This is a genomic window from Streptococcus fryi, assembly GCF_053206505.1.
Genome location: NZ_JBRUGW010000012.1, coordinates 1 through 14,425, shown reverse-complemented (window position 1 = coordinate 14,425; position 14,425 = coordinate 1). Strand labels below are relative to the sequence as shown.

16 protein-coding genes are annotated in these 14,425 nt (G+C 38.6%); 4 read left to right on the top strand and 12 right to left on the bottom strand.

The window, feature by feature from the left end; genetic code table 11:
* Positions 1 to 116: 116 nt before the first annotated feature.
* Together ACVRZH_RS04590 and ACVRZH_RS04585 are read left to right on the top strand one after the other, a co-directional pair.
* Positions 117 to 401: a hypothetical protein gene (locus tag ACVRZH_RS04590; RefSeq protein ID WP_447454143.1), complete on the top strand. Its 285-nt coding sequence runs from the start codon at positions 117 to 119 to the stop codon at positions 399 to 401.
* Between the two features lie 15 nt (positions 402 to 416).
* The gene (locus ACVRZH_RS04585) at positions 417 to 698 is read left to right on the top strand and encodes a hypothetical protein (protein WP_447454142.1); all 282 of its coding nucleotides are present in this window, start codon (positions 417 to 419) and stop codon (positions 696 to 698) included.
* 73 nt (positions 699 to 771) lie between these two features.
* Here ACVRZH_RS04585 and ACVRZH_RS04580 read toward each other — a convergent pair whose 3' ends face one another.
* The 12 genes from ACVRZH_RS04580 to ACVRZH_RS04525 form a co-directional block, all read right to left on the bottom strand.
* Positions 772 to 1,401, bottom strand: a complete 630-nt coding sequence (locus ACVRZH_RS04580) for a V-type ATP synthase subunit D (RefSeq protein ID WP_447454141.1) — start codon at positions 1,399 to 1,401, stop codon at positions 772 to 774.
* Between the two features lie 73 nt (positions 1,402 to 1,474).
* Positions 1,475 to 2,860 carry a V-type ATP synthase subunit B gene (locus ACVRZH_RS04575; RefSeq protein ID WP_447454140.1) on the bottom strand — a complete coding sequence of 462 codons (1,386 nt, stop codon included), beginning with the start codon at positions 2,858 to 2,860 and terminating at the stop codon, positions 1,475 to 1,477.
* On the bottom strand, positions 2,847 to 4,637 hold the full coding sequence (locus ACVRZH_RS04570) for a V-type ATP synthase subunit A (protein WP_447454139.1): 1,791 nt from the start codon (positions 4,635 to 4,637) through the stop codon (positions 2,847 to 2,849). The genes ACVRZH_RS04575 and ACVRZH_RS04570 overlap by 14 nt, the downstream gene beginning before the upstream one ends.
* A gap of 86 nt (positions 4,638 to 4,723) precedes the next feature.
* Complete coding sequence (locus ACVRZH_RS04565) at positions 4,724 to 5,044, bottom strand: V-type ATP synthase subunit F (protein WP_447454138.1); 321 nt, start codon at positions 5,042 to 5,044, stop codon at positions 4,724 to 4,726.
* A complete protein-coding gene (locus tag ACVRZH_RS04560; RefSeq protein ID WP_447454137.1) occupies positions 5,034 to 6,044 on the bottom strand; it encodes a V-type ATPase subunit in 1,011 nt (336 codons plus the stop codon). Before ACVRZH_RS04560 ends, ACVRZH_RS04565 begins: the two co-directional genes overlap by 11 nt.
* Before the next feature lie 9 nt (positions 6,045 to 6,053).
* Complete coding sequence (locus tag ACVRZH_RS04555) at positions 6,054 to 6,629, bottom strand: hypothetical protein (RefSeq protein ID WP_447454172.1); 576 nt, start codon at positions 6,627 to 6,629, stop codon at positions 6,054 to 6,056.
* Positions 6,630 to 6,727: 98 nt separating this feature from the next.
* Positions 6,728 to 7,207, bottom strand: coding sequence for a V-type ATP synthase subunit K (locus tag ACVRZH_RS04550; RefSeq protein ID WP_447454136.1), 480 nt, complete (start codon positions 7,205 to 7,207; stop codon positions 6,728 to 6,730).
* A gap of 1 nt (position 7,208) precedes the next feature.
* Positions 7,209 to 9,185: a V-type ATP synthase subunit I gene (locus ACVRZH_RS04545; protein WP_447454135.1), complete on the bottom strand. Its 1,977-nt coding sequence runs from the start codon at positions 9,183 to 9,185 to the stop codon at positions 7,209 to 7,211.
* On the bottom strand, positions 9,175 to 9,498 hold the full coding sequence (locus tag ACVRZH_RS04540) for a hypothetical protein (protein WP_447454134.1): 324 nt from the start codon (positions 9,496 to 9,498) through the stop codon (positions 9,175 to 9,177). Before ACVRZH_RS04540 ends, ACVRZH_RS04545 begins: the two co-directional genes overlap by 11 nt.
* Positions 9,499 to 9,814: 316 nt before the next feature.
* On the bottom strand, positions 9,815 to 10,456 hold the full coding sequence (locus ACVRZH_RS04535) for a 3-oxoacid CoA-transferase subunit B (RefSeq protein ID WP_447454133.1): 642 nt from the start codon (positions 10,454 to 10,456) through the stop codon (positions 9,815 to 9,817).
* A gap of 2 nt (positions 10,457 to 10,458) precedes the next feature.
* A complete protein-coding gene (locus ACVRZH_RS04530) occupies positions 10,459 to 11,118 on the bottom strand; it encodes a CoA transferase subunit A (RefSeq protein WP_447454132.1) in 660 nt (219 codons plus the stop codon).
* A gap of 1 nt (position 11,119) precedes the next feature.
* A complete protein-coding gene (locus ACVRZH_RS04525; protein WP_447454131.1) occupies positions 11,120 to 12,316 on the bottom strand; it encodes an acetyl-CoA C-acetyltransferase in 1,197 nt (398 codons plus the stop codon).
* A gap of 135 nt (positions 12,317 to 12,451) precedes the next feature.
* Between ACVRZH_RS04525 and ACVRZH_RS04520 the strand changes: the two genes are divergently transcribed.
* The gene (locus ACVRZH_RS04520) at positions 12,452 to 13,363 is read left to right on the top strand and encodes a LysR family transcriptional regulator (RefSeq protein WP_447454171.1); all 912 of its coding nucleotides are present in this window, start codon (positions 12,452 to 12,454) and stop codon (positions 13,361 to 13,363) included.
* 248 nt (positions 13,364 to 13,611) lie between these two features.
* On the top strand, positions 13,612 to 14,244 hold the full coding sequence (locus tag ACVRZH_RS04515; RefSeq protein WP_447454170.1) for a deoxynucleoside kinase: 633 nt from the start codon (positions 13,612 to 13,614) through the stop codon (positions 14,242 to 14,244).
* Positions 14,245 to 14,425 lie beyond the last annotated feature (181 nt).

Sequence of the window (14,425 nt, the reverse complement as noted above, 5' to 3'; positions counted from 1 at the left end):
AGTACAATGAGGGTAAGGAGATTGACAAAATCAATTGCAAAAGGAGGATAGAAAAACAAACAATAGTTATCACTGCATCACTTATTTATGCAAGCAAACTTTGAAAGGAGATAACCATGACATCACAAAAACAGTTTAACAACATCTATTCTTATCTTATCTGTGCAACATTTGCCCTATGGGTCTTTGCTTTTGTCTCACCAGATGATTTTCTGAATCTCAATAAAGTAACAAACTTACCTTTTTCGACATTTATCATTATGACAATCATTCCAAAACTTGGACTAGGGTTCTTCTTTTTGACACTGATTCGTCGTCAACCCTATGCCAGTCTAGCTAGTTTGGTCCTCATGTTCGCTTTCCCAATAACTTTCACCATACGTTGGTTCATCACTGGTTAACGAAAGGAGCTAATCATGATTGCATTAAAAAGATACTATCACTACCTCATTTATTTTGGTTTCTTGACTTGGTTCATCGTTGTACTGACTTCACCAAGTATCTTACAAGGTTATAAAGGAGAAACCTTGGTGACTACCAACCTAGCTACCAAAACCCTTATTCCCATGCTCTGTCTCATCAGTTTACCGATAGCTACAAAAGAAAAAGATTACTATAACCTATTCCTATCTGCTTTACTCATTTTAGCCTACCCTTTGAGTAGCTTTATCCTACCAATCATGGGCTTGCATTTTTAAACACGTTCGTCTCAGTAGACTTTACAAAACATCATCAAAAGACCTTGCATCTCAAACGCAAGGTCTTTTTAAATTATTTATCCTTCACCTTCATGATACGAACAAGATTAGCTCTTTCCGCTTCTTCTAGCTTCATTTCGATATAATGAATGGTTTCTTTTAGTTGTGGAATGGTAAGGTATTCCAAACCATTAACACGACGACGTGTTTTTTCAATTTCATCTGCCATCAGCTGACAGGTCTTTTCAAGCTCAGCAAGACGCAAAAGTTTATCTAAAAGTCCTGACATACTATTGATTGTATGGTCCATCTGACTGTTAGACGATAGATAACTATAAACGACATCACCTTCATCAGTGCCATAAGGATTTTCGATAGTCGTATGCATCTTTGGAACATTAACACTCATGATGTTTTCCTGTTCAATAAAGAGTTTAACCTCTTTTGTTGGTACCGCAAAAATCTCCTGCACCATAGCATCATGCTCTAGAGATTTTGCCATAACAAAGTCTCTCATATTTGCTGATAAACTTTGTTCAACCTCTTGTCTGAGGCGATTATTTTCACGGACAAAATCAATGAATCGACGCATCAATTCGTCACGCTTATCTTTCAATAATTTATGGCCACGTGTCGCTGTTTTTAAACGGTCTTTGAGCTTACTCAATTCCATTCGGGTGGGTTTGACATTCAATCGTGCCATACTAAACTCCTTTAATAAGATCGATTGATCAAATGGTACATCATATCCATGCCATTTGATGATGAGCGATTAACTAATTATCCTTTTTAGGCAAATATTGGTCAATCATCTCATCTTTGATACGCTTAAGCTCTGTACGTGGGAGAATAGATAGCAATTCCCAACCAAGATCCAAACTTTCTTGGATTGTACGATTGGTTTGGAAACCTTGATTAATATATTCTTCTTCAAAACGATTCGTAAATTGTACGTATAGCTTATCTGTAGCTGATAAAGCCGATTCACCAAGCACAACAGCTAATTCTTTAGCTTGTTTACCTTGTGCGTAAGCAGCAAACAATTGGTTCATCGTTGCAGCATGGTCAGCTCTGGTTTTACCTTCACCTGAACCCTTGTCTTTCAAACGCGAGAGAGATGGTAAAACGTTAATCGGTGGGCGATAACCCGAATTGTAAAGGTCACGAGATAGGATGATTTGTCCCTCAGTGATGTAACCTGTCAAGTCAGGAATTGGGTGAGTAATATCATCTTCAGGCATGGTTAAAATTGGGATTTGTGTCACCGAACCTTTTTTACCAACCAAACGTCCCGCACGCTCATAAAGCGTTGAAAGGTTTGTATAAAGATAACCTGGATAGCCACGACGACCTGGTACTTCACGACGTGCTGCTGATACTTCACGCAAGGCCTCACAATAGTTTGTCATGTCTGTCATGATAACCAAGACGTGCATGTCTTTTTCATAAGCTAAATACTCCGCAGTCGTCAAGGCAATACGAGGTGTCGCAATACGCTCAATCGCTGGGTCATTAGCCAAATTGATAAAGAGTACAGAACGATCAATAGCACCTGTCTCTCGCAAGTCATTCATAAAGAATTCTGCTTCCTCAAATGTAATCCCCATAGCCGCAAAAACAACGGCAAAGTTTTCATCAGAGTTCAAAACAGTTGCCTGACGAGCAATCTGTGCCGCCAATTCCTTATGTGGCAGACCTGAACCTGAGAATACAGGTAACTTTTGCCCACGAACTAAAGTATTCAAATGATCAATGGCAGAAATCCCTGTTTGGATAAACTCATCTGGATAATCACGCGCCACAGGATTAATCGCTTGACCATCAATGTCCAAGTATTTTTCAGGAATTAACTCAGGTCCGCCATCAATTGGTTTACCCATACCGTTAAAGATACGACCAACCATGTCTTCTGATACAGCTAGTTCCAATGGACGACCGGTAAATCTTACCTTAGCTTTTGCTAAGTTGATACCTGTTGAACCTTCAAAAAGCTGAACCATAGCCTTGTCTTCATGAACTTCCAAGACCTGACCCTGACGAACTTCACCATTGTGCAATTTGATTTCAACCAACTCGTTGTAGTGAACACCTTCAACTTGGTCAACAATCATCAAAGGACCAACGACTTCACTAACGGTACGATATTCTTTAATCACGCTCATGTGTCATGCCTCCTTTTGCTACAATGTCATGTAAAGTCTCTTTTATCACTTCTGCCAAACCTTCTATTTCAGATACACGCTCTTCTGGGATGAACTTGCTACGGGCAATACGGTCACGAAGAACATCTGTTCCCTCCATGATTTCAGTTAAGTAAGCACCCAACTCTAAAGCGCGATTAGCTTCTTCATCAAAGAGAAGAATATTTGACAACATAGCAACTTGCTTACGGAAAGATGTGAATGTATCCACACTATCAAAGGCATTTTGTTGCAAATAGTCTTCACGAATCTGGCGTGCCGTGTTTAGTGTGAGACGGTCTTTCTCAGAAAGCGAATCAATACCAACCAAACGAACAATTTCTTCCAATTCACTTTCTAATTGCAAGATATTCATTGCCTTAGTGACTTTTTCTGCCCATTCTACCTTTTCACGAGCATTGATATACTGACCAATCTCATCTACATACAATGAGTAGGAACTCAACCAGTTAATAGCTGGGAAGTGACGACGTTGTGCCAATGGCGCATCTAATCCCCAGAACACCTTAACAATACGCAAGGTATTTTGTGTTACCGGTTCTGAGATATCTCCTCCTGGAGGTGATACGGCACCGATTGCTGTGATCGTTCCTTCGCGACCATCACTACCCAAGGTCTTAACACGACCGGCACGTTCATAGTACTCAGCAATACGGCTACCAAGGTAAGCTGGATACCCTTCGTCACCAGGCATTTCTTCCAAACGACCTGACATTTCACGCAATGCTTCCGCCCAACGTGACGTCGAGTCAGCCATGATAGCAACGTTATACCCCATATCACGGAAATATTCCGCAATGGTTATACCTGTATAGATAGAGGCCTCACGGGCTGCTACAGGCATGTTTGAGGTATTCGCAATCAAGACCGTACGTTGCATGATTGATTGTCCTGTCGCTGGGTCAATCAACTCAGGAAATTCATTCAGAACGTCCGTCATCTCATTCCCACGTTCACCACAACCAACATAAATAACAATATCAACATTGGCGAACTTAGCCACTTGGTGCTGAACAACTGTTTTACCAGCTCCAAACGGGCCAGGTACCGCAGCAGCACCACCTTTTGTCACAGGGAAGAAGGTATCAATAACACGCTGACCAGTCACCAATGGCTCCACGGGAATCAATTTTTGAGCAAACGGGCGCGCCTTACGCACTGGCCATTTTTGCATCATTGTTCCTTTATAGATTGTACCATCCGCTTGTTCGATTTCATAAATCACTTCTTCAACGGCGAAGTCACCTTCTTGGATACTAATCACTTTACCAGATATAGGGTGTGGTAACATGATACGGTGTTCGACAACATGAGTCTCTTGGACCGTACCGATAATGTCTCCAGTTACAACCTCTTGACCAACGGAAACGAGTGGTTTAAATGACCATGTCACCTCACGATCAAGATTTGGCAAATCAACACCACGGATTAGAAAATCGCTTTGCGTCAAGCCTTTGAAAGCCTCCAAAGGACGTTGAATACCATCAAACATCTGCGAAATCAAACCAGGCCCTAACTCAACAGACAATGGGCTACCTGTTGTTACAACAGGTTCTCCTGGTGCAATACCAGATGTTTCTTCATAAACCTGAATGGATGCCTCATCACGACGCATTTCAATAATTTCACCAATCAGACCAAGATTGCCCACACGGCAAATATCTTGGATATTGGCATCTTCCATTCCTGATGCAACAACTAAAGGACCTGAAACTTTAATAATTTTTCCTTGCTTCAAGGTTACTCCTCCTAACATAATAGACGAGTTTGGGATACTCCTTCAAACTCTTTTAACGATAGCAATACTTGCTAGTTTGATTATTCTTATAAAATATTTTGCCCAACGGCTTTTTCAACATTATCTTGCAAACGCTTCAAGGCGAATCCTGTCTGCCCCTTATGTGTTGGAATCAAGATAATAGCAGGCGTCACTTGACTATCATAATAAGCTAAGGTTTCTGGAATAGCCATAGCTATATCTTCTGTCAAGTAAATAATCCCAAAATCATTATTAGCCAAATGGCGCAAGGTATTGATTGTTTCTTGCGTTTCACTAACAGGAAAGGTTTGAAAACCTATCATCTGGAAAGGCAGGATAGCATCACGATTACCAACAACGCCAATTTTAAAGGTTTTATTGTCCATAAATCGGTCTCATCCTTTCTGCTATCTGTTCTGCTGTCAGTTGGTTATCTCGACCAATCAAGATTAAACGAAGATTTTTTACTTCTAATTCCTTGCCAAAAAGATAACGAGCAAGAGGAATTGGCCCGTCAACATCGTAACGTCCTTTATCTAAGACTTTGAAAATTAGTAAGCTTTCTAACCGCTCTAAATCCTGACTTGATAATATTCCTTCTGACATTGAATGTTCATAACTTGCCAAATCCAAATCAAAGACCTCAGGATTGATCTGATTAAACCATGATAATAGTTTTTTCTCTTCCAAAACCTCTATGTACTGTGAGGCAGTCAAACGACCCTCATCTGAAACCAACTGATAGATAAAACTTCTCGGCTTATCTTGATCAAGACCTCTTTTAACCGTTGTCAGATTGTAAAAATCAATTTTTAAGCTGACTAATTGCTCAAAAACCTCATCATCAAGCGTGAGCAACAAACGTTTCAAATGCTTAAAGTAAGCAAAATCCATACCGATTTCAATCACTCGAACATCCCTATAGTCTTGGTATTCATGCCAAGTTGATCTGATTTCATCTAACATTTCAGCTGGGCATTGTTCATCAGTAAGTGTTAAAACAGCATGTTCTAAAGCTTCAAGCGAATAATAACCAATCGGAATTAACAAGTGTTTCAAATCAGATTGACGAGCTTTTGCTTTTAATAAGACTTTGAGATTGTGATAGGTATATTTCAATGAAAAAAGTTGAACGACCTCTGGATATGGGCTATGTTCAAAAGCCCAGGTGTACGTCTTAATCAATTCTTTCATTAAACGTTCTTCGATAATAGTTAATTGACTTAATTCTTGAGAATTAAACACATACGGGCTACCTTGTAATAACTGCGCCATTTGTTCACGGTCTTTAGCATCTAATAGACTTTGAAAAAGTGTAGGAGCTAAAAGCTCTGTTTCTCTGACACTTAGTACCGTGTTCACTTGCGAGAAGAGGCTTGTATCCATAACAACCTCCTATTCTTCAGTGAAAATCGCCATAGCAAGACGATGGCTTTCATTACTCCAAAGTGACTGGACAAGGCTACTATATAAGAAATTATCATCAACCTGTCCGTCAGAGATAATCATACCTGCTTCATTTGGAATGCCCCCATCAGCAAATATGACATTTGGAAAATCAGCAGATAACTTATCCCAATCAGCCTGTGTCAAGAGTTCTCTCGTCAGTTGACCCACTTGAACTTGAATATCTTGCTTATCATAACGGTTAAGAATAGCAGATAAAAATGCAACTTGTTGTTGACCATCCCAAGAGCTCATCTTTTCTTGAGCACCTCTAAATAATTCTTTTAAAACAGTATTTTTTGTCACCAAGGTTGACTGTCTCTCTTGGTTTTGAAGTTGCTGTTCTTCACGTTGCAAATGGCGCTTGACCGTTTGCAACTTTTTCTCTCTCAAAGCTGCTTTTTCCTGCAGAACCTGTTTTTCCTTGAGTGCAAATTCTGTTGCTATACGTTCTTCAGCCTCAGCAAGAAGGGCTTGTCCCTTCTCGTGAGCATGTGCAATGACTGAGGCTTTTAATTGTTCCATATCAGACACAGTGGCCTCCTTATTTAACATTCTTCATTAGCTTTCAAAAGGAACCAAATTCCTTCTTCTCGCCTTAATCGTCATGCGACGTGCAATCATTAACCAACTTTTGTCAATAGAAGGAATGACACAACGAATGCCAAGATAGCGTATGTCTCAACCATGGCTGCTAAGATAGCACCCTTCATAAAGTCTTCAGGGCGTTTCGCTAAGATTTGCATACCTGCTACTGCTACATTTCCTTGATGTTTGGCTGAGAAATAGCCGACAATCGCAATTGGAAGAGAAGTAAATAAATAAGCTAATCCTTTTTCCACTGACATATCTGGTGTTAAATTAAGCCAAATCAACATACCAATAACAAAACCATAAAGTCCTTGTGTACCTGGCAGCAATTCTAAGATAAGTGCTTGAGCAAATTTTTCAGGTTGCTCTTTTAAAAGAGCTGCTGCAGATTGACCTGCTTTACCAACACCAAGGGCTGACCCCATACCACTAAAGGCTACCGCACAAACGATAGCTAAAGCAGCGAAGAAAACTCCCCCATGAGTTGAAAAGTAAGATGATAACTGTTCCATTTTATTTGTCCTCCAAATGAACTTCTTTTTTTATAGTAACGTATTTCTCAGCAGGCTTCAAAGGGTTAAAGGCACGACCGCCACCCTCGTAAAACTTACCAAAAAACTCAACAAACATCAGACGTGCACCATGCACATAACCTGACAACAGTGATAGAAATAAATTGACGGCATGTAGTATAATAAATACCAAGATGCCAATCGAAAATTTTGCCCAAATCGGGAAAATATCGACAATCAAATTAAAGGCTGAACCAATACTTGCTCCCGATAAGCCCAAAGCCATCAAACGTGTGAAACTAACTAGGTCTCCAGCATAGGAACTAATATTATACAGATTAAAGAGACCTGAACCTAACCCGCCTAACCCTTTACTTTCAATGACTGAGACAACTAAAATACCCAGAGCATTGATAATAGCCAAACTAGAACCAATCGTTGCTAAAATAGCCATATCTGGTAGTATTTTTCCAACAGCTAAAAGGGCTATTCCTGACAAAATCATCACCCAAGCAAAGCCTGAATGGTAGGCTTGAGCATAGGCTTTCATCCTGATGTGCTGTAAACCACCCAAAATGAGACCAAAAATCAGAGTGATAAAACCAAATACCACTGACAAGCCTAAAATAGCTAACACATCATTGGTTGTGCTTAACAGGTGGAACGGTAAATTATAGCCAAAGAATGACCCATAAATGAGACCCCATAAAGAGACCGAAATCCCCAGCAAGTTAAAGAACTTGATAAACCGCTCACTAGCCTTGTCTAAATGGAATGCTTTCAAAGCCACTAAAGTAGCTAAGAACAAGACTAAGCCATATCCCAAGTCAGCAACCATCATCCCAAAGAAAGTGAAATAGAAGGGTGCTAAAAACGGTGTTGGGTCTTTTTCATAATATTTAGGTAGAGCATACATTTCTGTAACCAACTCGAAAGGTGCCACAAAGGCGTTGTTCTTCAATTGGATAGGAACATCGTCCCAATCCTCTTCTTCAACATCCATAAGTCTAATGAAAACCTGATTACCTAAATCCTTTTGCAATTGCTGTTCAAGATGGCTAACATCATCACTCTGTACCCAACCTTCTAAGGCTGTCAGATTGGCAGTGCTAAGCAATTGCTCCTTAGTCATTTGACGTGCTTGATGATTCAAGTGATAGTCTAATTGCAATTGTAAAGCCTCTAAACCTTCAAAACTTTGCGATAAGTCTTTCAAAAGCGCACGCCTATTAACATCAAAAGTTTCCTGTTGAGCAAGTAGGTCCTTCAAATAAGTAGCTGGCGGAACTGACTGAGTATAAGTCAAACGCTTAAACTCATAGGTTTCAGACAAATAACCTTCCAAATCAACAATCTCACTCGAAGCAAAGACAACCAAACCATACTCTGATTCTGTATTATAGATTTTCTCAAACGCGAGGTCTGGATTAGACTGCATTGCCTTGAAAAAACGATCTTCATTGGAACTAGGAATTGTACCAACAAGAGCTTTGATATGAGAAAAGGTCTTTAACTGATTAGGTATAAGCTCTAGCGTTTGCCAAGGTAATAAGCTGTCAATCTTATCATTAATATCCGCTATCTGCTCTTCCAAACGTTCTAAAGTTTGTAATCGCTCTCTAACATTTGTTAAAGTGACATGCCCCTGCCCATGCTCTCCAAAAAACTCTAACTCTTCAAAAGATAAACTTTGTTTAGGCGTTTTCAAGCGTTTAAACATACTTTGAGTAGGTAAATGCCTTTGCAACTGCTTAATGACAGTCTCAAGTTCCTTCTGATAAGCCTGCATGTCAGATAGGTCTTCTGTGGATAAGCCTACTGACTGGACTGCATCACTAGCTAAAGCTGTTTGCCAATCTGGCATTTCTGTCAAATGGCGGATTTCAACACCATGTGTTTTCTGCAAACTAAGCAATACATCATCCGAAGCATCTTTCGGAAAGACAAGAGCCAGTTTTCGCATTTGACTAATTGCCATATTGTGCTACCACCTTGTCTACAATTTGCTGAACCAAATCATCTTTCTTATCCGTCAAGGCACGTCTAACCTTAGCATCATTTTCCTTAATCGTCAGAGCCAAAGCTTCTTTTAGATCTGCCAAGTGCTGTTGTCCTTTTTCAGATAGCTCTTGAACTTGTCTGTTCGTGCCATCTTCATATGACCTTACCTTGCGATCTAACTCGGCTTGCAATTGAGAACGAAGTTTTGCAATCTTATCATCATACTCTGCTAACACAGATGTCGCTGCAAATTCAATATCTTGCATTACTTCTAAGGTTGCATTTGCCATTTTCACTACCTCCTTCTAGCATTTTAAAATGCCCAATATAACTTAAATTATACCATACAAGAATAGACTTTTCCATGCAAAATCCGTAGAATCAACCGTTTCTAGCTCACTTGCAATGATTTCTTCCTATTTACTATATCCTGAAAAATTTTTTTACTTTTCACTAGAAACTTTACAACTAGTTTATCTATTTGTTGAAAAAATACCTTTAGGCAAGGACCTTAGTCTCAGCCTAAAGGTACTATTTTGTTAACTAATGATGATTATATTTTTAATGTTAGCATCACCTTTTATTAGACATATTTAGCTCATCATATCACAATTGAATAAGAGGAACACCAGTAGCTTCTTGAACTTCCTCAAAAGTGAAGCCTTCGCTGATTTCTAGAACCTTGATTCCTTCTTCAGTTACTTTAAAGACACCCATTTCTGTGATGATTAAATCAACAACACCTTTAGCTGTCAAAGGTAAGCTACATTTAGGTAAAATTTTATGACGTCCTTTATTGGTATGTTCCATCGCTACAATAACTTTTTTAGCACCAACCAACAAATCCATTGCTCCACCCATACCAGGAACCATTTTTCCTGGTATCAAATAGTTGGCGATATCTCCATTTTCTGCCACTTCCAAAGCACCCAAAACAGTTAAGGCAACATGACCACCTCTTATAATCCCAAATGAATCAGCACTATTAAAGAAAGCTGCACCTGGGTAAACAGTCACTGGTTGGCCACCAGCATTGACAATCGTTGATTCAGTATCATCAGACTTAGGTCCCAAACCTACAAAACCATTTTCTGATTGGAAATAAACCATAATATCATCTGGAACAAAATTAGCTACTTTGGTAGGTAAACCAATACCCAAATTAACTAATGTCCCATCTTCCAATTCCTGAGCCACGCGCTGTGCAATTCTATTTTGAACTTCTTCTTTACTCAATTCAATAGCCATGATTACGCCTCCTCTTTAACAAGATAATCAACAAAGATATGCGGGGTATGAATAAACTCTGCTTGCAAACTACCAACAGGTACTATTTCTCTCGCTTGAACGATGGTAGTATCTGCACAAGCTGCCATAATGTGGTTAAAATTATTTTCAGAACCGCTATACTGTAAATTTCCGAGTTCATCTGCTTTATTAGCAAAAATCAAGGCGAAGTCTGCTTTCAAAGGATATTCCAAAAGATAGGTTACACCATCAATGACTTTCTTTTCTTTACCTTCTTCAACTAGGGTACCTACACCAGTTGGGGTGTAAAAACCTCCGATACCATAAGCACCAATACGAATGCGCTCTGCTAATGTCCCTTGAGGAATCAACTCAATTTCGGTTTCACCAGCTGTCATTTGACGACCTGCTTCCTTATTTAAGCCAATATGTGACGCATAGATTTTCTTAAATTGGTGACCTGCAACCATCTTACCAACACCTTTATCGATAAAGCCGGCATCGTTACAGATGAGCGTCAGATTTTTGACACCTTTTTCAACAAGAGCATCAATTAGCGCTTCTGGGGTACCGTTGGTCATAAAACCACCGACCATGATGGTAGCACCGTCATGAATCTGAGCAACAGCCTCAGCAATTGAAATCAACTTATTTGTCTTCATTTTATTCTTCCTCCTGTCTCTTCACGATAAGGCTTTGTCCTTGTCCACCACCGATACATAATGTCGCTAATCCATATGTGCTATGGCGCTTAGTCATTTCAGATAATAGAGTTACAAGGATACGTGCACCAGATGCTCCTATTGGATGTCCTAAAGCAATCGCACCACCATTGACATTTACTTTGTCATCATCAAATCCTAAATCTCTTGCAACTGCTAAAGCTTGTGCCGCAAAAGCTTCATTAGCCTCAATCAAATCCAAATCTGACATCGTCAAATTCGCTTTTGCCAAAGCTTTTTGAGTTGCAGGAATTGGACCACACCCCATAATACTTGGATCAACACCTGCACTGGCAAAGCTAACAACTGAAGCTATGATGTTCAAACCAAGTTCTTCTGCTTTTTCTCTGCTCATCAATAAAATCACTGCTGCACCATCATTGATACCAGAAGCATTACCAGCTGTCACGGTTCCATTTTCTTTGACAAATGCAGGTCTTAATTTAGCAAGTTTTTCAACTGTTGTATCAAGTTTTGGGTATTCATCAGCATCCACAACAATAGGTTCACCTTTTCGCTGTGGTACATAAACTGGCACAATTTCTTCTTTGAATTTATTTTCTTCGATAGCTTTTTGAGCTTTTTGTTGACTATTTGCCGCAAAAGCATCTTGTTCTTCTCTGCTAAGGTTATACTTGCTTGCAATGTTTTCTGCCGTAATCCCCATATGATAGCCAGCAAAGGCATCACTTAGACCATCTCTAATCATAGTGTCCACAACTTTGGTATCCCCCATACGAGAACCCCATCGTTGATTTTGCAGCACATATGCCGCTTGACTCATATTTTCTGCACCACCAACTAAAACAATATCAGCATTACCTGATTGAATTTTTTGAGCACCAAGCTCTACTGTTTTTAGCCCAGAACCACATACCATATCAATCGTAAATGCTGGTACTTCTTGTGGTAGACCTGAGTTAATACTAATCTGACGAGCGACATTCTGACCAAGACCTGCATGAAGGACATTACCAAAAATAACTTCATCAATCGCTTCTTTAGGGACTTTAGTTTCTTCTAATATTTTTTTAACAACTGTCACTCCTAAATCAACTGCTGATACGTTTTTAAAAGCTCCTCCAAAATTACCAATTGGAGTTCTATAGGCTGCTGTGATAACAACTTCTTTTGTCATTTTTTTCTCCTTATTTAAAAATAAATTGATTTGATATTGAAACGCTTACAGTTTTATTGTATAATGAATTCCATAAAAAACAAATATGATTTTTTTATATATGATATAGAAATTTATTATACTATACGAGGAACTATGAAGCTTTCAAATCTTATTTATTTTATAGAAATCGTTAACTGTGATTTTAACCTAACAAAAGCTGCTCAAAAAAGACATATCTCCCAACCTGCATTAAGTAGCTATATCAAATCCATGGAGCAAGACGAGAATGTTGTCTTGTTTACAAGGGAAAAGGGACGTCTGACAGGCCTGACTTCGGTAGGCGAGCGTTTTTATGAAAATGCTAAATCAGTCATTTCTGCCCATGAGCAACTGATGGCTGACTTACGTAACGAATCGCGTAAATATAAAGGAGAAATCACTATCGGCATTCCTCAACTCATTTCCGGTGTTATCTTCTCTGAACTCATCCCAAAGCTTATCGAAGAAAATCCTGATGTCAAATTTAACATCATCGAGATAGGTGCTTATGATCTTCAAAATAAACTAATTTTAAACGAAGTCGATTTTGCTATCCTCTTAACACCTACTTCCTTGGATTCGAGCATTGCTGATATAGATATTTTATTACGCGACCAACTCTGCTTATATATGAGTGAGGAAACATTTAAAGAAAAATTCAATAGCAATAAAAATCTCTCTCTTCAGGACTTGCATCGTGAAAATTTAGTCACCTTTGATAAGTCATTTATGATCAATCACCAGCTAAAAAATCTTTTTACACAAGCAAGAATATGTCCTACTATCAAGGTTTACTCAGCTTCTTGGGACTTTTTACTAAACAGTACCCGCTATTCATCTTATGTAACGATTTTACCTAGACCTATCACCCAGTTTGCTAACATGGAAGGTCTTGTTGAAATTAAACTAGCTGAACGTCCAAAATGGGAAGTCGTTCTCACTTCATTAAAGAAAGATAAAGTCAGTCACTTGAAAACTTATCTCAAGAATACAATTTTAGATTACTTTTCTAACCAACGCTTTTAACTATTCCTAATCATAGACTAATATGAAATGATAGCCTAAAAAGAAGCATTGACGATAAACAAATTTAGTACTACAATATAGTTGCCGTAGAATATACAAAACGGCATAGTTAACCACATGTCTTCTCATCAAACATAGTTTACTTCCAATCACTTATGGAGTTTCCCAAAAGAGTGAGGAACGTTTAACATTCTATTTAAACATATGACATTTGAGGAGTTGACCTTTAGAAAGTTGAGGAATGCTTTATTTTGATAGTATTAGCTGGTACAATAGGTGCAGGAAAATCTTCTCTCGCTGAAGCTCTTGGAGCACATTTTGGAACATCAGTCTTCTATGAATCAGTAGACGACAATCCTGTCTTGGATTTATATTATAATAATCCTGAAAAATATGCTTTCTTATTACAAATCTATTTTTTGAACAAGCGCTTTAAAAGTATTAAAGAAGCCTATACACATAACAATAATATTCTTGATAGATCAATTTTTGAAGATGCTTTGTTTTTAGATATTAATTATCAAAATGGAAACGTCACTAAACAAGAACATGATGTCTATCATGAGCTATTAGAAAACATGCTAGAAGAGCTTGAAGGAATGCCCAAAAAAGCTCCAGATTTATTGATCTACATTGATGTTGACTTTGACACTATGCTTAAGCGTATTAAAGATCGTGGTAGAGATTATGAACAAGTGGAAAATAACCCTGAACTCTTAGCCTACTACAAACAGGTGCATGCAGCTTATCCAAAATGGTTTGAAAATTATGATAAGAGTCCTAAACTTAAAATCGATGGAACAAACCTCGATTTTGTTAATGATAAAAATCACCTTACTATGATTTTAAGCCAAATAGAAGACGCCTTAGCAAATATTTAGACAAGCTCATCTGACTTCAGTTCACATGACTTAAAAGTCAAAAAGAATAATTAAAAAGGCTCTATAATTTCTGTAGTGGGTAACTCCACCATAGAGATTATAGGGCCTTTTGAGTATCAAAAAGTCCCATATGACCTATAATGAAAAGCAAGCAAACCATCATTAGAAAGACTCATATGGA